General features: G+C 72.6%; 27 protein-coding genes and 2 pseudogenes. 22 read left to right on the top strand and 7 right to left on the bottom strand.

What is annotated here, in order from left to right:
- Nucleotides 1–104 precede the first annotated feature (104 nt).
- From IE225_RS19755 to IE225_RS19720, 9 genes are all read left to right on the top strand, one after another.
- Nucleotides 105–677 carry an RNA polymerase sigma factor gene (locus IE225_RS19755; RefSeq protein WP_229879770.1) on the top strand — a complete coding sequence of 191 codons (573 nt, stop codon included), beginning with the start codon at nt 105–107 and terminating at the stop codon, nt 675–677.
- Nucleotides 674–976, top strand: a complete 303-nt coding sequence (locus tag IE225_RS19750) for an anti-sigma factor family protein (RefSeq protein WP_229879768.1) — start codon at nt 674–676, stop codon at nt 974–976. The genes IE225_RS19755 and IE225_RS19750 overlap by 4 nt, the downstream gene beginning before the upstream one ends.
- A 508-nt stretch (nt 977–1,484) precedes the next feature.
- On the top strand, nt 1,485–1,751 hold the full coding sequence (locus tag IE225_RS19745; RefSeq protein WP_190058893.1) for an anti-sigma factor family protein: 267 nt from the start codon (nt 1,485–1,487) through the stop codon (nt 1,749–1,751).
- Between the two features lie 105 nt (nt 1,752–1,856).
- Nucleotides 1,857–1,991 (top strand): hypothetical protein, encoded by a 135-nt coding sequence (locus IE225_RS33790; RefSeq protein WP_268250005.1) that lies wholly within the window; start codon nt 1,857–1,859, stop codon nt 1,989–1,991.
- Between the two features lie 269 nt (nt 1,992–2,260).
- Nucleotides 2,261–2,815: an RNA polymerase sigma factor gene (locus IE225_RS19740; RefSeq protein ID WP_229879766.1), complete on the top strand. Its 555-nt coding sequence runs from the start codon at nt 2,261–2,263 to the stop codon at nt 2,813–2,815.
- Nucleotides 2,816–2,889: 74 nt separating this feature from the next.
- Nucleotides 2,890–3,375: a PPOX class F420-dependent oxidoreductase gene (locus IE225_RS19735; protein ID WP_190058891.1), complete on the top strand. Its 486-nt coding sequence runs from the start codon at nt 2,890–2,892 to the stop codon at nt 3,373–3,375.
- Nucleotides 3,376–3,897: 522 nt separating this feature from the next.
- Nucleotides 3,898–4,380 carry an SRPBCC family protein gene (locus IE225_RS19730; protein ID WP_190058890.1) on the top strand — a complete coding sequence of 161 codons (483 nt, stop codon included), beginning with the start codon at nt 3,898–3,900 and terminating at the stop codon, nt 4,378–4,380.
- Nucleotides 4,381–4,782: 402 nt separating this feature from the next.
- Nucleotides 4,783–5,682, top strand: a complete 900-nt coding sequence (locus tag IE225_RS19725; protein ID WP_190058889.1) for a DUF2199 domain-containing protein — start codon at nt 4,783–4,785, stop codon at nt 5,680–5,682.
- A gap of 416 nt (nt 5,683–6,098) precedes the next feature.
- Nucleotides 6,099–7,604, top strand: coding sequence for an alpha-L-arabinofuranosidase B (locus tag IE225_RS19720; RefSeq protein ID WP_373303237.1), 1,506 nt, complete (start codon nt 6,099–6,101; stop codon nt 7,602–7,604).
- A 140-nt stretch (nt 7,605–7,744) separates the two neighbouring features.
- Here IE225_RS19720 and IE225_RS19715 read toward each other — a convergent pair whose 3' ends face one another.
- Entirely contained in the window at nt 7,745–8,482 is a 738-nt protein-coding gene (locus IE225_RS19715) for a flavodoxin family protein (protein WP_190058887.1), read from the bottom strand.
- Nucleotides 8,483–9,221: 739 nt separating this feature from the next.
- On the opposite strand from IE225_RS19715, the gene IE225_RS34275 reads away from it, so the two are divergent.
- The 8 genes and pseudogenes from IE225_RS34275 (at nt 9,222) to IE225_RS19690 (ending at nt 14,099) form a co-directional block, all read left to right on the top strand.
- The gene (locus tag IE225_RS34275; RefSeq protein WP_452739790.1) at nt 9,222–9,365 is read left to right on the top strand and encodes an NADPH-dependent FMN reductase family protein; all 144 of its coding nucleotides are present in this window, start codon (nt 9,222–9,224) and stop codon (nt 9,363–9,365) included.
- A gap of 15 nt (nt 9,366–9,380) precedes the next feature.
- Nucleotides 9,381–9,833, top strand: a pseudogene (locus tag IE225_RS19710) (flavodoxin family protein); the annotation flags it as partial.
- 44 nt (nt 9,834–9,877) lie between these two features.
- Nucleotides 9,878–10,609 (top strand): annotated as a pseudogene (locus IE225_RS33300) (amidase); the annotation flags it as partial.
- A 197-nt stretch (nt 10,610–10,806) separates the two neighbouring features.
- Nucleotides 10,807–11,295, top strand: a complete 489-nt coding sequence (locus IE225_RS33295) for a PfkB family carbohydrate kinase (RefSeq protein ID WP_229879764.1) — start codon at nt 10,807–10,809, stop codon at nt 11,293–11,295.
- Nucleotides 11,296–11,351: 56 nt separating this feature from the next.
- Nucleotides 11,352–12,260 carry a methylenetetrahydrofolate reductase gene (locus IE225_RS19700; RefSeq protein ID WP_190058982.1) on the top strand — a complete coding sequence of 303 codons (909 nt, stop codon included), beginning with the start codon at nt 11,352–11,354 and terminating at the stop codon, nt 12,258–12,260.
- Nucleotides 12,257–12,697: a nuclear transport factor 2 family protein gene (locus tag IE225_RS19695; protein WP_229879758.1), complete on the top strand. Its 441-nt coding sequence runs from the start codon at nt 12,257–12,259 to the stop codon at nt 12,695–12,697. Before IE225_RS19700 ends, IE225_RS19695 begins: the two co-directional genes overlap by 4 nt.
- On the top strand, nt 12,637–12,819 hold the full coding sequence (locus IE225_RS33290) for a hypothetical protein (protein WP_229879756.1): 183 nt from the start codon (nt 12,637–12,639) through the stop codon (nt 12,817–12,819). The genes IE225_RS19695 and IE225_RS33290 overlap by 61 nt, the downstream gene beginning before the upstream one ends.
- The gene (locus tag IE225_RS19690) at nt 12,816–14,099 is read left to right on the top strand and encodes an amidohydrolase family protein (protein ID WP_190058886.1); all 1,284 of its coding nucleotides are present in this window, start codon (nt 12,816–12,818) and stop codon (nt 14,097–14,099) included. Before IE225_RS33290 ends, IE225_RS19690 begins: the two co-directional genes overlap by 4 nt.
- 54 nt (nt 14,100–14,153) lie before the next feature.
- Here IE225_RS19690 and IE225_RS19685 read toward each other — a convergent pair whose 3' ends face one another.
- The gene (locus IE225_RS19685; RefSeq protein ID WP_229879753.1) at nt 14,154–14,663 is read right to left on the bottom strand and encodes a MarR family winged helix-turn-helix transcriptional regulator; all 510 of its coding nucleotides are present in this window, start codon (nt 14,661–14,663) and stop codon (nt 14,154–14,156) included.
- 595 nt (nt 14,664–15,258) lie between these two features.
- Here IE225_RS19685 and IE225_RS19680 point away from each other — a divergent pair.
- Entirely contained in the window at nt 15,259–15,855 is a 597-nt protein-coding gene (locus IE225_RS19680) for a hypothetical protein (RefSeq protein ID WP_190058885.1), read from the top strand.
- 90 nt (nt 15,856–15,945) lie between these two features.
- On the opposite strand, the gene IE225_RS19675 is transcribed toward IE225_RS19680, so the two are convergent.
- Nucleotides 15,946–16,953, bottom strand: coding sequence for an ISL3 family transposase (locus IE225_RS19675; RefSeq protein WP_229879812.1), 1,008 nt, complete (start codon nt 16,951–16,953; stop codon nt 15,946–15,948).
- A gap of 301 nt (nt 16,954–17,254) precedes the next feature.
- On the opposite strand from IE225_RS19675, the gene IE225_RS33285 reads away from it, so the two are divergent.
- The gene (locus IE225_RS33285; RefSeq protein WP_308432527.1) at nt 17,255–17,755 is read left to right on the top strand and encodes a SpoIIE family protein phosphatase; all 501 of its coding nucleotides are present in this window, start codon (nt 17,255–17,257) and stop codon (nt 17,753–17,755) included.
- Here IE225_RS33285 and IE225_RS19665 read toward each other — a convergent pair whose 3' ends face one another.
- Nucleotides 17,756–18,694 carry an NADP-dependent oxidoreductase gene (locus IE225_RS19665; protein WP_190058884.1) on the bottom strand — a complete coding sequence of 313 codons (939 nt, stop codon included), beginning with the start codon at nt 18,692–18,694 and terminating at the stop codon, nt 17,756–17,758.
- A 197-nt stretch (nt 18,695–18,891) separates the two neighbouring features.
- Between IE225_RS19665 and IE225_RS19660 the strand changes: the two genes are divergently transcribed.
- The 3 genes from IE225_RS19660 (at nt 18,892) to IE225_RS19650 (ending at nt 21,612) form a co-directional block, all read left to right on the top strand.
- Nucleotides 18,892–20,481: an FAD-binding oxidoreductase gene (locus IE225_RS19660; protein ID WP_229879752.1), complete on the top strand. Its 1,590-nt coding sequence runs from the start codon at nt 18,892–18,894 to the stop codon at nt 20,479–20,481.
- Entirely contained in the window at nt 20,478–20,885 is a 408-nt protein-coding gene (locus IE225_RS19655) for an SgcJ/EcaC family oxidoreductase (protein ID WP_190058883.1), read from the top strand. Before IE225_RS19660 ends, IE225_RS19655 begins: the two co-directional genes overlap by 4 nt.
- Before the next feature lie 112 nt (nt 20,886–20,997).
- Nucleotides 20,998–21,612: a dTDP-4-dehydrorhamnose 3,5-epimerase family protein gene (locus IE225_RS19650; RefSeq protein ID WP_190058882.1), complete on the top strand. Its 615-nt coding sequence runs from the start codon at nt 20,998–21,000 to the stop codon at nt 21,610–21,612.
- Nucleotides 21,613–21,747: 135 nt separating this feature from the next.
- Here IE225_RS19650 and rfbD read toward each other — a convergent pair whose 3' ends face one another.
- The 3 genes from rfbD to rfbA are packed head-to-tail and all read right to left on the bottom strand — an operon-like array spanning nt 21,748 to nt 24,594.
- Entirely contained in the window at nt 21,748–22,677 is a 930-nt protein-coding gene (gene rfbD, locus IE225_RS19645) for a dTDP-4-dehydrorhamnose reductase (RefSeq protein WP_229879808.1), read from the bottom strand.
- Nucleotides 22,677–23,708 (bottom strand): dTDP-glucose 4,6-dehydratase, encoded by a 1,032-nt coding sequence (rfbB, locus tag IE225_RS19640; RefSeq protein ID WP_229879750.1) that lies wholly within the window; start codon nt 23,706–23,708, stop codon nt 22,677–22,679. The genes rfbD and rfbB overlap by 1 nt, the downstream gene beginning before the upstream one ends.
- A 16-nt stretch (nt 23,709–23,724) precedes the next feature.
- Nucleotides 23,725–24,594 carry a glucose-1-phosphate thymidylyltransferase RfbA gene (gene rfbA / locus IE225_RS19635; protein WP_190058880.1) on the bottom strand — a complete coding sequence of 290 codons (870 nt, stop codon included), beginning with the start codon at nt 24,592–24,594 and terminating at the stop codon, nt 23,725–23,727.
- Nucleotides 24,595–24,600: the final 6 nt, after the last annotated feature.

Genomic DNA, 24,600 nt, shown 5'->3' with positions numbered 1-24,600 from the left:
CTGGAATGCCGCTGAGGCGGAAACCGCCTAGAGTGAACGAAGGGTATTTCGACCACGTTCGCCGCGGTCCGTACGGAAAGGGAATGCGGACTCAGGAGCGAAGGGTGTCCGTCATTGTGGAGGAGCGGCTGCCGTGCGCCCGGACGGAGCGGGACAAGAAGTACGCGCGGTGCGTGCTGCCCGAGACGGAGACGCTGCTGCGGGCGGCGAGGACGTTGACCGCGCGGCCGGACCAGGCCGAGGAGCTGGTGCGGGACACCCTGCTGCGGGCGTACCGGATGTGCGACCGGCTCGACGAGCGGCAGCCGCGCATCTGGCTGCTGACGCTGATGCACCAGGCCTGCGCCGACCGGCGTCGTGACGGCGGATCACCACCGCCGAGCGGCCGGGAGAGCGGCCCCGGCCGGGCGCCGGCGGGCGTTCCGGGGCGTCCCGGGGAACCGCCCGTGGCCGGGCCGGCGTTCCACGAGGCCGTGGACGGCGCGCTGGCGGCTCTGCCGGCCAGGTACCGGCAGGTGGTCCGCCTGGTGGACGTCGACGGTCTGTCGTACGCGGAGGCGGCCGGTCTGCTGGGCCTGCGCGAGGCGACCGTGACGAGTCGGCTGCGCCGGGCGCGCAGGCGCATCCGCGTCCGGCTGGCGGCGGCCGGGCTGGTGCCGGGACGAGGTGAACGGTGAGCATCTGGGGAAAGCGCGGACGGCCCGCCCAACGCGGGATGACCTGCATGAAGGCGGCCCGGGTCCTGCAGGCGTACCTGGACGGGGAGACCGACGAGGTGACCGCCCGTCGGATGGCGGCCCATCTGGAGGACTGCGGCCGCTGCGGACCGGAGGCCGAGACCTACCGGAGGATCAAGGGCGCGCTCGCCCGCCGGTCGGAGCCGGACCCCGACGCGGTCAAGCGACTGCGCAAGTTCGCCGAGGGACTGCTGCAGAGCGACGAGGACGGGGAAGAGAGGCGCACCACCGGGGTCTGAGGCCGCGGGGACGGCAGGAGCGGGCGGCTCGCGCAGCCCGTCACGGGCGCGTACGTGAACTCCGCGCCCGTTCCGTTGCCCGGGGCGGGCTTTCGGCACCGCGGCCGCCGCCTCGCGCCGGCGCGTGCCGTTTCGGAGGGGGCTGTCGGAGGGGGCTGTCGGAGGGGGCTGTCGGAGGGGGCGAGGGGAATGCCGAGGTGCCGCGAGCGGGTTCCCTGTGCGGGGAACGACCGTCACCGGGCGTCGACACCACCTGTAGGGCGGTACGCGCGGTACGCCGGGCCGTCGACCACCCGACGCACGGCGCGGACGCTCTGGCGCACGGTGCGGGCGGTCCGGTTTCCGAGCGCGCGTGCCCGAACGAGCGCCGTCCGTGTGCCGTCCGTATGCGCGGGTGCCGAAGCCGTCCTTCAGCGGGGGACGGCGTCGACGCGGCGGCCGGTCCGGGATCGAGGCGAGGTGGGCGATGAGGCTGTGGCCGAGGCGGCGGGAGGCGTCGGAGCGGAGGATGAGCTGCGCCCGGTCGAGCCGCGCCCTGCAGGCGTATCTGGACGGGGAGGTGGACGAAGCCACCGCCCGCCGGGTGACCTCGCACCTGAACGGCTGCCGCGACTGCGGGCTGGAGGCTGATCTGTACCGCGAGATCAAGAGCGCACTCGCCCGGCAGCAGCAGCCCGACCCGCGGGCGGTGGAGCGGCTGTACACGTTCGCCGAGTCCCTGCTGCACACCGGCTCGGACCCGGGCGACGGGGGCGATCGCGCACCTGGCGGATGAACGCTCCCTGCCGGCTGCCCGGATCCGGACCCTGCTCTCCGGCCGGCCGTCCGCAAAAGGGGCGGGCGAGTTGTTTCACCCTTTCGGCGGACGGCCGGGAGAACCGTGAGGCCGCCGGCCTCGCTGCTGAGCCGGATCGGCCGGATCGGCCGGATCGGCCGGATCAGCCGGATCGGCCGGATCGGCCGGATCAGCCGGATTGGCTCAATCGGCTGGATCGTCGCGGGATTCCGGGTATGACGGCCCGCCCCGCCTGCCGGCGGCCCGGTCAGCCACCGGCAGGCGGGGCGGTGCGGGCGGTGCCGTCACCGAAACGGCGTATCCAAACCTCGGCCGCGCGGCGCGGCCGCCCGGGGTGCGGCCTCGCGCGGCACTCCGCCCGCGATCGGTATCGGCACGGTCTGGGGGCACCCGGCTCCGTCCCGCGCCGAAAACCCGCGTTATGGCGTACCTCGTTCCGTGGAATGCTCCGGTTGGCCTGGGGGATTCCAGCCCGTGGGAGAGAGAGCGTGGCCGAGCCGTCGAAGGTGCGGGACAAGGCGTTCGCGGAGTTCGTGCTGCCCGAGGTGGAGGTGCTGCTGCGGGTGGCGATGACACTGACCGCGCAACCCGCCGACGCCGACGACCTGGTGCAGGACACGCTGCTGCGCGCCTACCGGGCGATCGACCGGTTCGACGGCAAGCATCCGCGCGCCTGGTTGCTGACCATCATGCGCCGGGTGGAGATCAACCGGCACCGCCGCCGCAGGCCCCACCTCCTCGACGACCCGGACACCGACCTCGACCGTGTGCCGTCCGCCGGGGCGGCGGCCTCGCCGGAGGAGGTGGTGGTCGGCAAGGGCTTCGACGAGGCGGTCGGCGCCGCACTGGCCGCCCTGCCCGACAAGCATCGCGAGGTCGTACGGCTGGTGGACATCGGCGGACTGAGCTACGCGGAGGCCGCCGAGGTGCTCGGCGTACCGGAGGGGACCGTGATGAGCCGGCTGCACCGGGCCCGCAAGCGCATAAGGACCCAGCTCGCCGCGGCCGGACTCGCACCGAAGCCGGGCAGGAGGAGGACGTGACCGGGCGCCGGGACGGCCGCCGTACCGCTCCGACGGGCCGTCGTACGCCCCGAAGGGCATGACAGCGAAGGCACGTGAGGAGTCCGATCCCCGAAAGCCACCGCGATCTGCTGGAACGGCCGCTCTTCGTCCATCCGGCGACGATCCGGCCGGACGGCGGACCGCAGGTGAATCCCCTGTGGTGCTCCTGGGACGGCACCCGTCTCCGTTTCACCGGCATCAGGACCCGCTTCAAGTTCCGCGACGTGACGGCCGATCCACGGGTCGCGGCCTGCGTCAACGACCCGGACGAGCCGTACCGCCACCCGGAGATCCGCGGAGTCGTCGAGCGGGTCGACGACGACTCCTCCGGCGCGTTCTTCGCCGAACTGGCCGAGCGGTACCGCAGGGAGCTCGACGGGCGGCTGCCGCCGGACGTGGAAGACCGGGCGGTGTACGTGGTCCGGCCGACCGCCGTCAGCCACCAGCGGGCAGCCCGGACAGGACCTCGTCGGTCGTGCGCACCGCGGCCCCGGCCCGGGCGAACCGGCCGAGCACGCGGTCCTGTTCCTCGTCCGTGACCGTGACGGCGGAGTGACCGTGACGGCGGAGGCGTTCAGGGACGGGGAGGAGCGCTGACGGTACGCGCTGCTTCCGGCCGAGGCGCGGCTCATGGCGAACGCGGGCGACGAACGGCGACGGGACTGCGCCGGAGTGCGGGTGTGCGCCCGGCGCGCATCGCACGCCCTCGGGTACCCGTCGGTGCCCCGCTGCCGGGTGGACGGCGACGGCTCCTCCGGGCGCGTTACCGCCACCGTGACGCGGCCGGGCGCGTTCACGGCGGTTTCGGGCCGGTGGCGCGTAATGGACGGTGTGATCGCGACCGCGGTCGTGGCAGCCTGATCGCGCACCGGTCACCGACGAACGACAGACACGAATCCCCCAACCGGCCACCCGAACCGGTCGGCCACCCGAACCGGCCGACCGGCCAACCATCCGAACCAACGCCGGCCACCCGGCCGGCCGAACCGGTCAACCGGAAAACCGATCGACGCTGTCCTGGCGAACGAAGCGATGCGTCTTGCCGATGGTCCCCACGTGGAGTGCGCGACGGAGATCGCCGCGCCCCGGAACGGGTGGGGGAACTGGTCTCGGACATCTCCACCTCGGCCCGCCACAGCCCGGAGCTGCAGGAGGTGGAGTGGCTGGGCGGGGCCACGGGGCCCGCGGTCGGCGCCTGCTTCTCCGGCCGCAACCGCAACGACGGGCTGGGCGAGTGGCGCACCGTCAGCCGTATCGCCCAGATGTCGGAGCCGCGTGTCTTCGAGTGGGAGGTGGTCCACTACAACGACCGCCGGCACGGCGAGCCGCTGGCCATCTGGGCGTACACCCTGGAGCCGCTCGCGGACGGCTCCGGCACCCGCCTGCGGCACGGCATGCGCTTCGGCTCCGCCCGCGGCCCGCTGCACGAGGTGATCGAGCGCTATCCGGAGCGCGAGGAACAGATCGTCGACGGCCGCCTCGCCCTGCTGCGCACGGGCATCGAGACGACACTGGCCGGAGTGAAGGCCGAGGCGGAGGCCTGACGGCGGGCGCCGCCGTCACCGCACCGGGCGCCCCCGGCGGACGGTGCCGCAACCCGGACCGTCCGGAAGGCCGTGGCCGAGGGGGGAGCTCTGCGGCGCGGGGACGGGGAGAGGGCGCGCTTCGAGGATCCTGGCGGCGCGGCTCGCACCTTGCGGGCCGCGCCGCTTTCTCACGGAGTGGCGTGCGCGTCCGTGACGCCGAGGATGCGAAGGAAGGCGGTTGCCGCGGGCGTGCGTCTGCCGACCCTCCGCGGACGTACAGGTCGTCTCTCTGCGGACGCACAGGTCGTCGTGGACGCCGACCCCGGCCGTGCGGTGGCTGTCACCGCACGGCCGCACACGCCCGGACACCACCCCGGCCGCGTGATCACGGCCTCCTGCCCCACGCTTTAGGGTGTCGGCATGAGCACCCCATCCGCCTCCTGTTCCTGCTGCGGTGAGCCGCTCGCCGACGAGCAGCGCATCGACGTCCGCTTCGGCCTGCCGGACGCGGCGCTCACCGCGCCGGAAGAGGCTCGGCACACCCTCGGGCCCTCCGCCCTGCTGCGTGTGGAAGGCATCGGGTCCTTCATCCGCTGCCTGCTGCCCCTCGCGCTGACGGGCGGGATCGAGCTCGTCCTGGGCGTGTGGGTGGAGACCGACGAGGACACCCTCCGGCGCGCCGCAGCCGTGTGGGAGGACCCGGCGTACGCGGAGCTGGTGGTGCGAGGCGGGCTCGCGAACGCGGTCCGCCCCTGGGGCGAGAGCATCCTGGGAGCGCCCGTCACCGCCCGGGTCGCACACGACGACGAGCTGCCGTACGTCGTCGAAGGCCACGACGGGACGGCGCGCCGGCTTCTCACCGAGACCTGGGACCGCGACCACGTCCTGAGCCGCTTCCCCCACCAGTTGCCCGTCGCCGTGCGCACCCCCCTGGACGACGAGTGGTCCGTGGAGCGCTCCGCGGGACTCGCCGGCCGCGTCGCCGACGGGGTGCATCAGTTCGCGGGCCCCGACCGCAGCGTGGCGGCCACTGTCTTCCGGGACGACAGCCCCGGCCGCGCCCCCGAGGACTTCCTGGCCGCTCTCCTCCAGGGCGGCCCCGAGGCCCCGCCCGCGCAGCGGCTGACCGAGCACCTGCCCGACGGCCTGCGCCACGCCTTCTGGCTGACCCCGGACGATCACGACCGGCCCCGGCACGAGCTCTACGGCTACACGGTGGCGCGGGACGGTTCCGCCGCCGCGGTGTTCTGCACCCACGAGTCGGCGGACGCGCTCGCGTGGGCGCACCACGTGTGGCGCTCCCTGGACCGGGGCCGCTGAGGCCCGTCCTTCCGGCTACGCGTGCGGCCGGTCCCCTCCTGCCTCCCGGGCCGGCGCCGCCGCCATCGGCGCGGTGTCCAGTCCGCCGGCCTCGGACTTCAGTGGTCGAAGTATCGGACGTGCGCAATGTGTTGACACCCTTCGGGCGCTTCCTATCATCAAAGCTCGTCCGTCACTACGACCAACGTTCGAAACATCGAACATTGGGAGCCTCTCTGGCGGCCTTGGACGCGCACGGCGGACTTCGCCCCACTCCGGAACTTCCCGAATGGCATGCACATGACCTTGGCGGATTCGTCCGGCCCCGGCGGCGGGACGCCGCCGACCTCACTCATCCTCAGGAGAACCCCATGTCTGTGACAGCGGCCCGCTTAAAGCGGGTCAGGCTGCTCGCTCTGCCGGTACTCGTGCTGGCCATGGCCACGGCCATGCTCGGCGGTCGGGCCGCCGCCGGCAGCGGCGCCGCGGCCGCCGGCTCGCTGCCCTGCGACCTGTACGCCGCCGGCGGCACGCCCTGCGTGGCCGCGCACAGCACGACCCGCGCCCTGTACTCCGCGTACAACGGACGTCTCTACCAGGTCAAGCGCGCATCGGACGGCTCCACCCGCGACATCGGCGTGCTCGGCGCGGGCGGATATGCCGACGCCGCCGCGCAGGACTCCTTCTGCGCGGGGACGAGCTGCCTCATCACCGTCATCTACGACCAGTCCGGCCGCGGCAACCACCTCACCCAGGCACCGCCCGGCGGCTTCTCCGGCCCCGCCGAGGGCGGGTACGACAACCTCGCGGAAGCATCCGCCGCACCGGTCACCGTGGGCGGCCACAAGGCGTACGGCGTCTTCATCGCCCCCGGCACCGGATACCGCAACAACCACACCAACGGCATCGCGACCGGGGACCAGCCGGAGGGCATGTACGCGATCCTCGACGGCACCCACTACAACGGCGGTTGCTGCTTCGACTACGGCAACGCCGAAACCAGCAGCCGGGACACCGGCAACGGCCACATGGAGACCGTCTACTTCGGCAACATCAAGGTCTGGGGCTACGGCACCGGCAACGGCCCCTGGGTCATGGCCGACCTGGAGAACGGCCTGTTCTCCGGAGTCAACCGCGGCTACAACGCCAACGACCCCAGCGTCAGCCACCGGTTCCTCACCGCCGTCGTCAAGGGCGGACCGAACCATTGGGCGATCCGGGCCGGCAACGCACAGTCCGGCGGCCTGTCCACCTACTACGACGGACCGCGCCCCAACGTCTCGGGCTACCACCCCATGCACAAGGAAGGGGCCATCATCCTCGGCATCGGCGGCGACAACAGCAACAGCTCCGCCGGCACCTTCTACGAGGGCGTCATGACCTCCGGCTACCCGTCGGACGCGACCGAGAACGCCGTACAGGCAAACATCGACGCGGCCGGGTACGCCCCGTCCACCCTGGCGGGCGCCCCCACCGTGGGCTCCAGGGTCTCGCTGCGGGCCACCACCGCCTGCTGCACCAACGACTACCTCCGGCACAACAGTTCCGACAGCAACGCCGCCATCGCGGCGATCTCCTCGTCCAGCTCCTCCGCCGACAAGGCCGCCGCCACCTGGATCGTGCGCCCGGGCCTGGGCGACGCCTCCTGCGTCTCCTTCGAGTCCGCCGACAAGCCGGGGCAGTACCTGCGCCACTACGACTTCCGGCTGCGCGTCGACACCCTCGACGGCAGCGCACTGTCCCAGCAGGACGCCACCTTCTGCCCGCAGGCGAGCCACAACGGCCAGGGCATCTCGCTCCGGTCCGCCAACTACCCGAGCGACTTCGTACGCCACTACGACTACGGCGTCTACATCGCCGGTCACGGCGGCTCCCACGACTGGGACAACACCACCGCCTGGGCCGACGACACGAGCTGGGTCGTCACCTCCCCCTGGGCCTGACACCCGCCACGCGACACCCGCACCACGGTCGTGCCGCCCACCCCGGCGGCACGACCGCCTCCTGCGGCCCTTGCGGGACTGTGAATCGTTCGGTGAGGGCGGGACCGGGGCGGAAACGGCTGCCCCAATCGGGGGTTGTCCTACCGGTGTTCGGGGTTCTCGTAGTCGTGGCGACAGCCGGCGTCCCAGGCGGTGCGCTGGTTGCCGTAGGCCGGAATGCCGCCGAGGTCTTTCAGCGCCCGGGCCAGATGCAGCAGGTTCCAGGTCATGAAGGTGGTGTTGCGGTTGGTGAAGTCGTTCTCCGGACCGCCCGAGCCGGGATCGAGGTAGGAGGGGCCCGGCCCCGCCTCGCCGATCCATCCGGCGTCCGCCTGCGGAGGGATCGTGTACCCGAGGTGCTGCAAGCTGTAGAGCACGTTCATGGCGCAGTGCTTGACGCCGTCCTCGTTGCCGGTGATCAGGCAGCCCCCGACACGCCCGTAGTAGGCGTACTGTCCGGCTTCGTTGAGCAGGCTGGAGCAGGCATAGAGGCGTTCGATCACCTGTTTCATCACGGAGCTGTTGTCGCCCAGCCAGATGGGCCCGGCGAGGACGAGGATGTCGGCGGCCATGACCTGCCGGTACAGGTCCGGCCAGGCGTCCGTCTCCCAGCCGTGCTCCCGCATGTCGGGCCACACCCCGGTGGCGATGTCGTGGTCCACGGCCCGTACGACGTCGACGCGCACCCCCTGGGCGTCCATGATGGCGGTGCTGCGGTCGATCAGGCCCTGGGTGTTGCTGGTCTCCGGTGAACGCTTGAGGGTGCAGTTGATCACCAAGGCCCTCAGATCGTCGTACCGGGCCGGCGGTGCGTCGTTGGCGGGCGACGAAGCGGTCACACGGTCCTCCCGGAGCCTGCCGCCGCACGGCGGACGGCGGTACGTCCATGTCCGTTCCAGCCTGTGCGCCGACCTCGGCGGCCGCCACCGCAACACCTCCGAACGGCCCCGGCGGCGCTTGACCGCAGGTACGGTCCGCGCGAGGCGCATCACCACGGGCGCGCCGACGGGCGCGCCCGGTCGTTCCGCGGGGCCAGGACCGCGCGCGTTCCGTGGGGCCAGGACCGTGCGCGTTCCGTGGGGCCAGGACCGTGCGCGTTCCGTGGGGCCAGGACCGTGCGCGTTCCGTGGGGCCAGGACCGTGCGCGTTCCGTGGGGCCAGGACCGCGCGGGCGAGGCCGCCGAGGCCCCGGCCGTCGGCGGCCCCCGACCCGGTCTCGCATCAGGGCGCCGGACGGGGACCCGCCGCCGCCCCCCGCTTCCTCTCCCTCCGATGAAGGCGAAGGAGCGCAGCCACATGCAGCCGAGGGCGATCGCCACGCATGCAGGTCAGGGCCTCGCGCGGGCGGGGGTAGTCCGCGGTAGGTGTGGCCGTCCTCGTCCTCCAGCGTGTGGTCCCCGCCCGCGCAGGGGTGGCCCCGCAAAGAAAGGACCAGGTGCGGAGCGCGACGCGTCGGCTGTCCGAAGCGGCTTGCCTTCCGGCTCGGCACCTGAGTAGAGTCTCTTCCGTCAAAGCTTTTCTGGATGCTTTACGTATAAGTAATTCGCCGCTCCGGGCGCTGTCGCCAAGGGGGATTTCATGCAGGTCAAGGTGGCTGTGGCGTACCACAGCGGTTACGGGCACACGGCGAAGCAGGCGGCTGCCGTCGTGGCCGGGGCGGAGAAGGTGCCGGACACCCAGGTCACGCTCGTCTCGCTCGCGGAGCTGACCGACGAGCTGTAGGAGACGCTCCAGGAGGCCGACGCGATCATCTTCGGGACGCCCACCTACATGGGCGGCAGCAGTGCCGTCTTCCGTGCCTTCATCGAGGCCACGAGCAAGGTCTGGGGGGACAACCTCCGCTGGAAGAACAAGATCGCCGGTGGCTTCACCAACAGCGGCAACATGTCCGGCGACAAGCTCAACACGCTGTTCGACATCGCCCTGTTCGCCGCCCAGCACGGCATGATCTGGGTCGGCCTCGCCGAGTACGGCGGCTGGAACACCTCGGCCGGCAGCCCGGAGGACATCAACCGGCTCGGCTGCTGGCTCGGTGCCATGTCCCAGGCCAACAACGACGAGGGACCCGACGTCACGCCGGGCGCCGGCGACCTGCGCACCGCCGAGGCTCTGGGCCGTCGCATCGCCGAGACCACGCACGTCTTCCTGGCCGGGCGTCAGGCCGTGGACTTCGAGGGCGCGTCCGCCTGACCAGCGGGCACGACCTCGCAGTCGAAGCCTGTGTGTGGGGGGACATGGGGATGACCGACTGGCAGGAACTGGCATGGCTCGACGCGCACGCCCAAGCCGATATGGTCCGGACGGGGCAGATCGGTGCGGACGAACTGGTCGAGGCCGCGATCGGACGGATCGAGGCGGCGAACGCCACGGTCGGCGCGGTGCCCATCACCGACTACGAACGGGCCCGGAAGCAGGCCGGTGCCCCGGAGTTCCGCAGAGCGCTCACCGGATCGGAGCCACCGGGGCCACTGGCCGGCGTGCCCTTCCTGCTCAAGGACCTGGGGGCAGCCTGCGCCGGACTGGAGGCCACGCAGGGGTCCGGTCTGCTGGCGGGCTTCGTCCCCGACCAGGACAGTACGCTGGTCGAGCGGTTCAAGGCCGGCGGACTGCTCATTCTTGGCCGGAGCAACTCGGCCGAGTTCGGTGTCCTGCCCACGACCGAACCCCGTCGGCACGGTCCCACGCGCAACCCGTGGGACCTCGGCAGGTCCGCCGGCGGGTCCAGCGGCGGTGCCGCGGCGGCCGTTGCGGCAGGCCTGGTGCCGCTCGCCCACGCCAACGACGCCGGGGGTTCCATCCGTATCCCGGCCGCGTGCTGCGGAGTCTTCGGCCTCAAGCCCACCCGGGCCCGCACCCCGCTCGGCCCCCAGGTGGGCGACCTCATGAACGGGCGCGCCGGTGAGCATGTGGTCAGCCGCTCGGTACGGGACAGCGCGGCGGCCCTGGACCTGATCGCCGGTCCCGCCCCTGGCGATCCCTACCCGGCGCCACCGCCGCCCGGCCCGTTCCGCGACGCCGTCGCGAAGCCCCGCGCCGGCTGCGCATCGCCTTCACCACGCGCGCCGGCACCGGTCCCCTGCACACCGCGTGTGCCGAGGCCGTCCTGCAGGCCGCCCGGCTCTGCGCGGACCTCGGGCACACGGTCACCGAGGACGCGGCCGCCATGGTCCGGCACGCCGAGGCGTGCCGCCGCCACGGCATGCCGTTCGCGGCGGACCCGTCCCAGCAGCTGGCCCGCCTCGAACCGGACGCGATCCCCGGCCTGTTCGAGGGCGCGCGCTATCTGTTCACGAACGCCTACGAGCAGGCGCTGCTGTTGCGGCGCACCGGCCTGAGCGGGCAGGACGTGCTGCGCCGGGTCGGCGCGTGGGTCGTCACGCTCGGGGCCGACGGCGCCCGGATCGAGCGGCACGCCGCCCCCGCCGTGACCGTGCCCGCCGTTCCCGTCGCGCGAGTGGCCGACCCCACGGGGGCGGGCGACGCCTTCCGGGCGGGTTTCCTCGCCGAACACGCGCGCGGCCGCGACGACACGGAGGCGGTGAGAACCGGCTGCGCGCTGGCCGCCACCGCTTTGGAGTCGGTCGGCAGCCAGGACTACGAGGCGAGTTACGGGTCGGTACGGGAGCGTGCCCTCGCGGGGGCGGGACGGTGACCGGCGGCCTCCCGAGGGGCGGCGGCGGTGGCCGTGACGTCACCGTCGCGTCGGCCCTGCGGCGACCCGGGCCGTCGTTCTCGGTGGAGTTCTTCCCGCCGCGCGACCCGGCGGGCGAGCGGCGGCTGTGGCGGTGCGTGAGGGAACTGGAGCCACTCGCCCCGGTGTTCGCGTCGGTGACGTACGGCGCCGGCGGCAGTACCCGGGAGCGCACGGTGCAGACCACGGCCCGGCTGCGCGAGCAGACCACCCTGTGCACGGTGGCCCACCTGGCGGCGGTGGGCCACTCGGTCGCCGAACTGCGGCACGCTCTGTCGTGGTACGCGGCGACCGGCGTACGCAACCTGCTGCTGGTCCGCGGTGACCCGCCCGGTGACCCGGGCGGCGAGTGGATCGCCCATCCGCAGGGCCTCACCCACGCCGCCGAACTGGTGGCGCCGGCCCGGACCCTCGGCGACTTCTGCGTCGGCGTGGCCGCCTTTCCGCACGGGCATCCGCGCTCGCCCGACGCCGCCTCGGACCTCGCACACCTGGTGCGCAAGATCCGGGCCGGCGCGGACTTCGCGGTGGCGCAGCTCTTCTTCGACGTGGAGGCGTTCCTGCGGCTGCGGGACCGGCTCGACGGACAGGGCTGTGACGTGCCGCTGCTGCCCGGCGTCCTGCCGATGACCACCCCCAAGGTGCTGCGCAAGGCGGTCGAGCTGTCCGGGGTGTGCGGGGTGTGCGGCGAGCCCGAGCAGGCGCGGGTCCTGCTGCGGTACGCCGACGACCCCGCGGCGTTCCGCGCCGCCGGCCTGGACGCCGCCGTACGACTGTGTGCGCGGCTGCTGGACGAGGGCGTTCCGGCCCTTCACTTCTATTCCCTGAACACCACGGCGGCCACCCGGCACGTCCTCGACGCCCTGGGCGTCGGGACGCGGCCCGCGATGGCGCCGTCCCTCCGACTGGAAGCCGAGCGCGTATGACTCTCCGTCCCGCCCGCCGTTCCCTGTTCCGCGCCGGTGCCGCCGCCGTACCGCTGCTGACGGCGCCACCGGCTCTCGCCGGGCGGGCGGTCGCCGCCCCGTCCGGCGAGCAGCCCGGGAGCCAGGCGCTCACCCGCGCCTTCGTGTCCCGGTGGACCACCGCCTACCTGGAGGCGTGGCGCACCAAGGACGCCGCGGCCGCCGTACGTCTCTTCGCCCCCGACGCCCTGTACGAGGCGGTGCCCGGCGACGAGTCCCAGACCTACCGGGGCCGGGACGCGATCGGCCGCTACTGGCGTGACGTCACCTCGGGGCAGTCCGACATCGGCCACCGGCAGGGCACCCCGTCGTCACCGGCGACCGGGCGGCCGTCGAAATGTGGGTCACCCTGCGCGCCCCGGCCGCCCATCCGGACGGGGACCACTGGATCACCCTGATCGAAACCAACGTCCTCACCTTCGGCACCGTCGGATCCGAACGGCTGTGCACCCGCAACAGCGAGTACTGGATCCTGCGCACCGGCCGCCACGACCCTCCGCAGGGCTGGGGCCGGGCATGAGCGGACGCCATACCCTCATCGCCGGCGGGCACGTCCTGAGCATGGACCCGGCGATCGGGGAACTGCCGTGCGCCGACGTGCTGGTGGAGGACGACGTCATCCGGTCCGTCGGCCCGGACGCCGGTGACGCGGACGCCGACGACCGCATCGACGCCCGTGGCCGCCTGGTGCTGCCCGGTTTCGTCGACACGCACCGGCACATGTGGCAGGCGGTGCTGCGCGGCTGCGGAGCCGACCAGACGCTCGGGGAGCACTTCGAGACCGTCCTCGGTGCCCTGGGCCCCCGGCTCACCCCGGACGACCTGTACGTCGGCAACGCGCTCAGCGCGTTGGCGGCCCTCGACGCCGGCGTGACCACGGTCCAGGACATCTCGAACGTCGGCAAGCCCACTCCCGAGCACACCGACGCCCTCCTCGACGCCCTGGAGTCCTCGGGCGTGCGCTGTGTCTTCGCCTACGGGATGGGCCCGGCGCAGGACGCCCGCCGTGTCCGCGAGACTCGTCTCGGCACGGATGACGCCCTGGTGACGATGGCCATCAACGCCGACGGCGGCGGGGACGGCGACGGCCGGCGGATCTGGTCCCTGGCCCGGGACCTGGCCGTTCCGGCCGCCCCGCACGTGCGGGGCGGCCGGCCGGTCTCCCGGCTGCACCGGCTGGGCGTGCTCAGGCCCGGCACCGTCTTCATCCACGGCACGGGCCTGGAGGAGGGCGAACTGCGGCTGATGCGCGACAGCGGGGCGGCGCTCTCGATCGCGCCGGCGATCGAGATGACCATGGGCCACGGTCTGCCGCCCTTCGGAGCGGCGGCCGCGGCGGGTCTGCGGCCCGGTCTGAGCACGGACGTCGAAGTGGCCGCCGCGGCCGACCTGTTCGGCCCGATGCGCACGGGTTTCCAGGTGGCGCGCCTGGCGGCCCTGCAGGGTCTGACGGAGGGGCCGGACGGGCAGGCCGCCCTGCCCACGACCCGGGACCTGCTGGAGTACGCCACGATCGCCGGTGCGGAGGTCCTGGGCCTCGGCCGCCGGACGGGGTCGCTCACCCCGGGCAAGCAGGCGGACGTGGTGGTGCTGCGCGCCGACCGGCCAGGGGTGGCTCCGGTGTACGACGCCGTGGGGACGGTGGTCTCGGCCATGGGCCCGGGTGATGTGGAGACGGTGCTCGTCGCCGGCCGTGTGGTGAAGCGCGACGGCAGGCTTCTGCACCCTGGTCTGCCCCGCCTGCTGGAACGCGCGGCAGCGGTACGCGACCGACTGCGGGAGCCGGCGCCGAGGAGGTGAGCACCGGCTGCGGCGGGCCCGGCCGTCCCGAGGCCGGGCCCGCCACCGCTGGGCTCACCGGTGGACGAGGACGCCCTCCTCGACGGCGGCGAGGGCGACGCGCAGGTGTTCGCTCAGGGCCCGGGCGGTGGCGTCGGGCATCCGGGAGACGAGGCGGGTGTGGGCCGCGGTGGTGGCCCGCACCGCCTCTTCGGCCGTCTTGACACCCAGCGGGGTGAGTTCGACCCAGCTGCTCCGCCCGTCCTCGGCGTCGGCCTGCCGGCTCACGTACCCGGCGGCCACCAGCCGCTTGATCACGTTGCTGGTGCCTCCGGAGGACAGCAGCAGTGCCTGCGTCAGATCGGTCGGTTTGAGCCGGTACGGCGCGCCGACCCGGCGCAGGGTCGCGAGCACGCCGTACTCGGCCTGGGTGAGGTGCAGTTTGTCCAGCGCGGCGGCGGCGGCCAGATCGAAGGCCGACATCAGCAAGGCGGTGCGCTTGGCGAGTTCGAGGGGGAGGCCGGCGATCTCCGGCATCTCGACGCGCCAGGCCGAGATGATCTCGTCAACGTGGTCGGGCTCCACTGGCACCACCTTCTTTCACGGTTTTGCTCAAGGTAAAGATACGGGGAGGCCGAAAACGCTCGGACCTCGGCAGCCGCCTCACCCGCGGGGCCAGTTCACATTTTAGCTTTCTGGGTACCTTTGCATAATGCTTCCTTGTTGGTGTTTCTTGTACGAGTGCCCGACACGCACGTCGCGTACTGATGGCCACCTTGGCCCTGACCGCTGTGGGAGCCTGCGCGCCCGACGGCTCCACCGGGAGCCGCAGCCCCGCACCCGCACCCGCACCCGGAAAGGCGACCGCCGTGCCGGACCTCCGCCTGTCCAAGACCGCCGCACCGGCCTGCTTCGCCGGCAGCGGCGCCACCGCTCACCTCCAGCCCGGTGCCTCCCGCTCCCGCATCGTCACCCTGGGCTCCGGCCCCGTGGTGTCGTCCTCGCCCCCATCTCCTGGGGCGATGTCTGCGAGTGGGCCGCCGAGGCGAAACGCCTGGCCGCGGCCGGTTACCGCGTCGCCGGCCTCGACTGGGGCGCCGACCGGCGACGCACCGTCTCCCACGCCACCCGCCTGCTGCGCGCCCAGGGCGCCGACCGGGTCGCCCGGGTCGGCGGCTGCATGGGCGGCAACGTGATGCTGGGTCTGGCACCGAAGACGAGCGGCGCCGAACGCCCGGTCGGAGTGGCGGGCATCAGCCCCCTCGCCTCGCTCGGCGGCTACGCGCCCTCCGCCTCGAAGCCCTACGACGGCCGGCTGTTCCTCCTCGGCACGGCCGACGACCCGCCGGCCGACGCCCGCCGCCTGCGCGAGGTCGCGGCGAGCTTCCCGAGCGCCGAGGTGGTCGTCCTTCCCGGCACGCTGCACGCCGCGGAGATCTTCACGGGCCCACACGCCGACCGGGCGCGCAAGGAACTGGACACGTTCCTGGAGCTGTCGTTCGCCCACGCGACCACGTCGAGCCCGGGTATCCGACCCCTCGACGGCTTCCCCACCGCGCCGGGAGGAGGCCTCCGATGTCGTACGCACCCGCGCTCGCGGGCGCGCCGCAGGCCGGCCGGGCGGGCGCAGCGTTGGGGCACGTCCCGTGGCGCGGCGTCGACCGTGGCCGGCCGGGCAGGTTCCGCGCGGTGGCCGGCCTTGACGACTTGGCTCTCCACAGGGCGGAGCGCAGGGACCTGGTCCGGCGCACCCGGCTCCCCATCTTCTTGCCCGTGACCGGCTGTCGGCGTCGCTTGAATCGTGGTTCTGGTCAACTTTCCGTGCCAGAGCCACGGAGGGTCACCACAACCGCGATCACGAAAGGCCTCACGCCGCGAGGAGGACCCGTTTGCGGAGCAGGTCGAAGTCGGCGCGGCCGAACATCTGCCGCTTGATCATCTTGATCTTGTTGTTGTGGCCTTCGACGGTGCCGGAGCTGTAGCGGAGACTGAGCCCGGCGACGACGGCGTCGAGGTCCTGGCCGAGACCGGTGACGAAGCCGTGCGGGGCGGGCACGTCGTCAGCCTGCACGCGCTCCCTCCACTGACCGAGGTCCCCACCCCGACGGTCGTTCATCAACTCGGCGAAGGCGCGGACTTCCTCGAACAGCCGGCGGACGACGGTGCAGCCCTCCGCCCACCGCTGATGGAGGCAGGACTTGCAGGGGGCGAGGATGCTGGCCCGGACGGTCCACCGTCCGACCAGGAGCTCGTCCGCGGTGGCCGCATGCGCGAGGCGGCGGACCGTGTTGCGGGCCAGGCCCGGTCGGCGGGCGATCGGCCGCCGACCGAGGCCTTCACCCAGCAGGGCATGGACGGCCGCGTGCTGTTCGCGTACCCGGTCGGACAGACGGCCCGACTGCCGTGGTTCGTCCGGGGAGCGCGGTGCAGGCTCCGGGCTCCCCAGGGGCTCGGCGGCGCGGACCGGGGCGGTGTTCTCCGGCTCGCGCAAAAGGGCGCGGTGCTGGATGACCGTCTTCTCGACGGCCTCCGCCAGGTTCTTCCAGACATGCCACCGGTCCGCGACGTGCATCACGTCCAGGGCGCCGAGTCGTTTGGCCTCGGCGTATGCGGTGGACCGGTCACGGCATATCACCTCGACGCCGGGGTGGTCGGCGAGCCAGGCGGCCGCCGTCGCCGTGACCCGGCCGGGCAGCAGATCGATGGGACGGCGCGTGTCGATGCCCACCAGGATCGTGCCGTAGTCGTGTCCCTTGCGCAGGGCGAACTCGTCCACCCCGAGCACCCGCGGCGTGTGCACTCCGGGCTCCGGCAGACGGCGTATCAGCCGCAGGAGCGTCGACCGGCTCGCCCGGACGGCGAGCGTTTCCGCCAGGCGAACGCGGTCATCGGGCCGCTCGTCGCCCAGGGATCGTCGTACCGGCGGGCGAGCAGCACGCTCACGACGGGCAGCGCCCCGACGCCCAGTTGCCCCACGCCGCTGGCCCAGGTGACCGGCCGGAGCGGGCGGTCACGGACGAGTACGGCCGCCCCGCTCAGCAGGTCGGCGGGCCGGGGCCGGGCCTCGCACGCCCGATCCCGGATCTGGGCCGCAGCGAGAACAGCAGCAGGCCGCCCGCCGTCGCTCCGGCGCCCAGCACGGCCAGGGCGAACACGGCACCCTTCTCGGGCTCGGCCTGTCGTACCTGCCGACCCGGAAGATCGACGCCGCGCCCGGGCCACTGGTCCTCCTCGTCACGAACGGACTGATCGAGCGCCGCCACGAGGACCTCCAGCACTCCTTGCGCACCCTCGCCGTCGTGACCGCCGAGGCGCCCGCGGCCCCTGAGGAGGCCTGCGCGCACCTGCTGGACCACCTGATACCGGACGGCAGCGACAACGTGACGCTGGTGGTCGTGCGCCTGAACGCCGTCCACCCGGACCGGCCGGCGCCGCCGCCGCTGGCCGGCGGCACCTCCGGAGCCGGGCGAATCCGGCCGCTTTGGCCGGGCTGGGGCTCACCGGGGATGCGGGCCGCTCACCTCGCCGGCGGACGCTGCCGGCCCGGACGGGCCGCACGGCCGCCGCCCCGGCCACGGGCTCCCGGCACGAGCGGGGAGGCGGTGGGGCCGTGGGCTGCCCGGGCCAGGGTCTGGCCGGGGCAGCCGGCCGGGGGTCCGCGCCGCCGCAGGGGCTGATCAGTTCGCTTTGCCGTGCGGGAGGATGACGAGCTTGCCCCGGACGTGGCCCTGCTCGCTGACCCGATGCGCCTGGGCAGCCTCTTCCAGGCAGTACGTGGCCGCGATCGGCACGGTCAGCCTGCCCTGGGCTGCCAGCGCCGCCGCGGCGCCGATCCGCCGGGCGGCGCCCTCCGCGTCCGCGGAGATCATGCGCACCCCCAGTCCGGCGGCGGAGAAGTCGGCGATCGTGACCACGCGGTCCGCACCGCCGGCCACCTCGATGAGTGCGGGCAGCGAACCGCGGCCGGAGGCATCGAGTACCGCGTCGACGCCCTGCGGGGCGACGGACCGGATGCGGTCCGCGAGCCCCGCTCCGTACTCCACCGCGACGGCGCCGAGCGAGCGCAGGTACGCGTGATTGGCCTCCCGCGCGGTTCCGACGACCCGGGCGCCCCGGAGCGCGGCCAACTGGACGGCCACCGTCCCCACACCGCCCGCGGCGCCGTCGATCACGATCGTCTCGCCCTCCCGCAGCTTCAGCTCGTCCAGGGCGTACAGGGCGGTGTTGGCGGCGACCGGAAGAGCCGCGGCCGTCTCCCACGGCACCGGGGCGGGCTTCTTGGTGAGCATCCCGGCACCGACGACCACCGCCTCGGCGTAGCCGCCGAAACCGATCGAGCCGAGCACCTCGTCACCCACGGCGAATTCGGTGACGCCGGGCCCGACCGCGTCGACCACCCCCGCCACGTCCCCGCCCGGCACCACCGGGAACTCGACCGGTAAGAAAGACGCCGCAGCACCGCTGCGGACCTTCCAGTCCAGGGGGTTGACTCCCGCCGCACGCACGGCCACCCGGACCTCGCCCGCTTTCGGGGCGGGAAGAGGACGCTCCACCACCTGCAGCACCTCGGGACCGCCGTATTCGGAAAAGGTGACCGCCCGGTAGTTACCCTGCATGGACTTCCTCCTGAAAAGATTTCACCGACGGCGTCGGAGCATAGCAACTCCACTTGCTTGCAAGGCTGCTGACGGTTACGAAGCAGCCAGTGGCGTGGTGAGTGTTCCTTGAGCAAGTGAGGAGCGCGGCGCTCGACCGTGGTCAGCGACAGGACCACGTGCGACCGGCCGAGTCCTGAACAAGAGGAAGACTTCTCATGGCAGACACAATGAGTCCTGCCTCTCCGGCAAGGACGCCGCCCCAAAGCGGCGCGACACCGCCTCCCGTCACCGTCCGGCCCGGCGACCCGCGCTACGACGACCTGGCGTTGCGCCGCCGCAACGAGCGGTTCGACCAGCGGCCGGCGTACTTCCAGCTGGCCTGGACCACCGACCAGGTGGTGGCCGCGGTGAACGAGGCGGTCCGGGCCGGACGGCCGATTTCCGTACGCAGCGGCGGGCACTCCATGGAGAATTCCGTGGGTGAACACCCGGACGGCGTGGTCATCGACATGGCGGGAATGAACGCCGTCTACTACGACCCGGAAGTCCGGGCCTTCGCCGTGGAGTCGGGTGCGACATTGGGGGAGGTGTTCCGCCTTCTCTACCTCAATTGGGGAGTCACCATTCCGGGCGGCTGGTGCCACTCCGTCTGCGTCGGCGGCCACATCCAGGGCGGCGGTTACGGAGCGCTCTCCCGCAGCCTCGGCTCAGTGGTGGACTACCTCCACGCGGTGGAGGTCGTGGTGGTGGACGGCACCGGCTCCGCCCGGGCGGTGGTGGCCACCCGCGATCCCGAGGACCCGAACCACGACCTGTGGTGGGCGCACACCGGCGGCGGTGGGGGCAACTTCGGAGTGGTCACCCGGTACTGGCTGCGCTCACCCGGGGCGGAGGGCGACGATCCGGCGGCCCTGCTGCCCAAACCCCCGGCGTCCCTGCTCAGCGGCGCGATCATGTGGTCCTGGACCGATCTGCCGCGGGACGCGTTCCGGCGGCTGATGCACAACCACGCCGCCTGGCACGAGGCCAACAGCGACCCCGACAGCCCCGCCCGGACCTTGCACTCCACCCTGATGATCACCTGCCGGGGAGAGCAGGACACACCGGCCGACGTGCTGGTCTTCGCGATGCTGGACGGCAGCCGGCCCGACACACGGGCTCTGATGGACGGGTACCTGGACAGCCTCGCCGAAGGAGTCGGAGGCATCCGCCAGGTCGGCGAGCCGGCACCGTGGCTGCACGCCGTCATCCCGCACGACGTGGACGCCGACTCCCAGCGGGGCTCCGAGTACGCCCGGTACAAGGGGAAGGCCGGCTACCTGCGGCGCGGGTACACCGACCGGCAGATCGACGTCCTGTACGACCATCTGACCGAGCCGCGGCCCCACCTGGAGATCGGCAGGCTGTGGCTGGTCTCGTACGGCGGGAAGGTCAACGCGGTGGCCCCGGCGGCGACCGCACTGGCCCAGCGGGACTCGATCCTGAAGGCGGTCTACACCGCCACCTGGACCGACCCGGCGCACGACGCGGAGAACCTGGACTGGCTGCGCCGCTTCTACCGCGACATCTACGCGGACACCGGCGGAGTTCCGGTGCCCGGCGAGGTCAGCGACGGCACGTACATCAACTACCCGGACACGGACCTCGCCGACCCCCACTGGAACACGTCCGGAGTGCCCTGGCACTACCTGTACTACAAGGACAACTATCCGCGGCTGCAGCGCGTCAAGAGCCGGTGGGACCCGCTCCACGTCTTCCGGCACTCCCTGTCCATCCGTCCCGCAGAATCCGGAGGAAACGCATGACGAGCACCGATGCCGCCCGCACGGAGATCGAGAGCGCGGTCCACGACGTCCTGGACCGTCTGCAGCAGACGTGGACGGCCAACGACCCGGACGCCGTCGCCGACCTCTACACCGAGGACGCGACGCTGGTCATGACGGGGGTGTTCCTCAACGGGCGGGAGGACATCCGCAAGTTCATGTCCGACGCGTTCGCCGGTCCGCTGGTCGGCAGCCGCCCGCACAACGTGCCGAGGCTGATCCGTAAGGTCGGCGCCGATACGGCTGTCGTCAACAGCGACATCGGCATCGTCCTTGCCGGCAACGACGGCGTCGCCGAAGGCGACGAACGCGTGGCCACCTGGGTCCTGACACGGCGGGACGGCCACTGGCTGATCGCGGCCTACCACAACTGCCCCGTCGGCTGAACCACCCTCCCCGTGCACCACGGCGCACCTCTCGAGCGCCGTGGTGCACTCCCGTCCCGGGCCGCCGGACATCACAACGTGCGGCCGCGCCTCGCCCCCGGAGCCGAAGACCATGCAGGTGCGCAAGCTCGCAGTGCAGGACGCCTACGAACTCGTCCCCCCGACGTTCCCCGACCGGCGCGGTGTCTACTGCGCCCCGTTCCAGGCCGCCGTGCTGGCTGGCGTGCTCGGGTACACTCCCAGATTCGTGCAGGTCAGCCACGCGGTGTCGCACCGGGGAGCGGTACGGGGCCCGCACTACGCCGACGTTCCGCCGGGGCAGGCCAAGTACGCCTTCTGCACGCAGGGGTCGCTGCTGGACTTCGTCGTCGACGTCCGGGTCGGCTCCCCGACCTTCGGCGCGTACGACACCGTACGGCTCGATGCGACCGGTTACCACGCGGTCTACCTGGCCGAAGGGCTGGCCCACGCGGTGGTCGCGCTGGAACCCGGCACCACGCTCACCTACCTGACCTCCACCGGCTACAACCCGGCCGCCGAGCACGGCATCGACCCGACGGACCCGGACCTCGGCCTACCCCTGCCCGAGGGCCTGAAGCTGATCCTGTCCGACAAGGACCGGTCGGCACCGTCCCTGGCCCGGGCCCTCGCCGAGGGCCGGCTGCCCCGGTACGAGGACTGCCTCGCGCACTACGACCGGCTGCGCCGGGCCGCCGCGGTCGCCTGACGCACACCGCCCCCGGCGCCCGTCCGCCGTGCCGGCCGCCTGGCGTGGGTGTGGCCCGGCCGCACCACCCGGCCACAGGAAGGGCGGCGCGGCCGGGCCACAGGGCGAGGTCCGCGTCGGAGGGGCCGCTGTCGGTCAGGCCCGCTGGACGGCCCGTCCCTCGCCGGCGCGCTCCGCGCGCAGGGCCGCGGTGACCTCCGGCAGGGCCGCCTGCCACGGCCGCGGCGCAGGCAGTCCGGACGCGGCCCACGCACGGACGCTCAGCACCGAGTAGGCGGGTCTGCGCGCGGGACGCCCGAACTCGGCCGACGTGCACGGCCGCACCCGCCGGGGATCGGCACCGAGAAGCCCGAAGACCGTCCGCGCCAACTCGTACCAGCTCGCTCGGCCAGTGTTGACGTAGTGCAGCACCCGCTCGGCCGGGCCGGCGCCCTCGGCGACGCGCCCGGCCAGCGACAGCAAGCCCGACGCCAGGTCGGCCGCCGAGGTGGGGGAGCCGGTCTGGTCGTCGACCACCGCCACCTCGTCGCGTTCCCGTTCCAGCCGGGCCATGGTGCGGACGAAGTTGACGCTGTGGGTCGAGTACACCCACGCTGTCCGGACCACCCAGGCCTCGGCGCCGGAGTTGAGGACGGCCCGCTCGCCCGCGAGTTTGGTGCGGCCGTAGGCATTGAGCGGGTTCGCAAGGGCCGACGCCTCGTACGGCTCGGCCGCCGTGCCGTCGAAGACGTAGTCGGTGGACAGGTAGATGAGCGGCACACCGTGTTCCCGACACGCCGCCGCCAGGTGTCCCGCACCCAGGGCGTTCACCCGGAACGCCCGCCGCTCGTCGCTCTCGGCGGCGTCCGCGTCGGTGTAGGCGGCGGCGTTGACCACCACGGGCGGCAGACCGAACTCGCGGGCCGCGGCGGCGAACCTGCCGAGTGCGGCCGTCGTGGCCTTCGGGTCGGTGATGTCCACCTGGTGCGACGTCGGCGCCACGAGGACGTTCTCCGGCGGGCACACACGGGCCAGTTCGGTACCGACCTGGCCGCGGCCCCCCGGTACCCAGATCGCCTTCCTCATCATGCCCCCCGGGCCGGGGCGGTGACCGCACCGCCGACTGCCGCACGGATCTTCAGCGGTTCCCACCAGGAACGGTTCTCGGCGTACCAGCGCACCGTGTCGGCCAGGCCGGTACGGAAGTCGATCCGGGGCCGGTAGCCGAGCTCCGTCCGGATCCTCGTGTCGTCGATCGAGTACCGCAGGTCGTGCCCGGGCCGGTCGGGGGCTGGCCTGACCGCGTCCTGCCAGTCGGCCCCCAGCTCCCGCAGCAGCAGGGAGGTGAGCTCGCGGTTGGTCAGCTCCGTCCCGCCGCCGACGTGGTAGACGGTGCCGGGCCGGCCGGCCTCCGCGACCAGCTGGACACCGCGGCAGTGGTCGTCGACGTGCAGCCACTCGCGGACGTTGTGGCCACTGCCGTACAGCGGCACCGTGCCGCCGTCGAGCAGGTTGGTGACGAAGAGCGGGATCATCTTCTCCGGGAACTGGTACGGCCCGTAATTGTTGGAGCAGCGGGTGACGCAGACGGGCAGGCCGTACGTCCGGTGGTAGGCCAGGGCGAGCAGGTCCGCGCTCGCCTTCGACGCGGAGTACGGTGAGCTGGGGTCCAGCGGCTGGTCCTCGCGCCAGGAACCCTCGGCGATCGATCCGTACACCTCGTCCGTCGACACCTGGACGAACCTGCCGACACCCGCGTTCCGGCAGGCTCGCAGCAGCGTGTGCGTGCCCTCGACGTTGGTCCGCACGAACTCCGCCGCTCCGGTGATGGAGCGGTCCACGTGGGACTCGGCGGCGAAGTGCACCACCACGTCGGTCCCCGGCAGCAGGTCGTCGAGCAGGTCCGCGTCGCAGATGTCGCCGATGACCAGCCGGAGCCGCTCGTCGCCGGCGACCGGTTCCAGCGCGGCCTCGGTTCCCGCGTAGGTGAGCTTGTCCAGGACGACCACGGCGGCCCCGGCGAAGGCCGGATAGGCACCGCGGACGAGCCGGCGTACATAGTGCGATCCGATGAACCCGGCACCCCCGGTCACCAGGATCCGCAGCTGTCGCGACATCCGTTCCTGCCTCCCCTCAGCCGGCCTGCGCCGCGGTCATGACGTACTGGCCGTATCCGGAGTTCTGTTGCTTGCGGCCCAGCGCGTAGCAGGAGTCCGCGTCGATGAACCCCATCCGTAACGCGATCTCCTCCAGGCACGCGATGCGCACACCCTGCCGGTGCTCCAGCACCTGCACGAACTGGGCGGCGTTGAGCAGGCCGTCGTGCGTCCCGGCGTCCAGCCAGGCGAAGCCGCGCCCGAAGGACCTCAGCCGTGCCCGGCCCTCGGAGATGTAGACCCGGTTGACGTCTGTGATCTCCAGCTCGCCCCGCGCCGAGGGAGCGAGGCCACGCGCGATCTCCACGACGTCATTGGTGTAGAGGTACAGTCCGGTGATCGCCTCGGAGCTCTTCGGCCGAGCCGGCTTCTCCTCGATGTCCACCAGGCGCCCCTCCGCGTCGAACTCGGCCACCCCGTACCGCTGCGGGTCGCGCACCGTGTGACTGAAGAGGGTGCAGCCGATCAGGTCCCGCATGCTCGTCTGCAGCAGCTCGGACAGACCCTGGCCGTAGAAGATGTTGTCCCCCAGGATGAGGGTCACCGGATCGGCGCCGAGGAAACGGGCACCGATCCGGAACGCGTCGGCGATGCCTGCCGGCTGCGGCTGCTCGGCGTACCTCAGGTCGAGGCCGAGTTCGGACCCGTCGCCGAGCACCTGCCGGAAGAGAGGCAGGTGCGTCGGCGTCGAGATCACGAGGATCTCCCGCACGCCGCCGAGCATCAGCGTCGACAGCGGGTAGTAGATCATGGGCTTGTCGTAGACCGGCAGGAGCTGCTTCGACATGGCCATCGTCAAGGGGTGCAGCCGACTGCCGGTGCCTCCGGCGAGGATGATCCCTTTCATCGTCCA

Origin of the sequence: Streptomyces echinoruber, assembly GCF_014651135.1 — a bacterium.
Classification (GTDB): domain Bacteria; phylum Actinomycetota; class Actinomycetes; order Streptomycetales; family Streptomycetaceae; genus Streptomyces; species Streptomyces echinoruber.
This window is presented reverse-complemented; position numbering and strand designations above follow the sequence as displayed.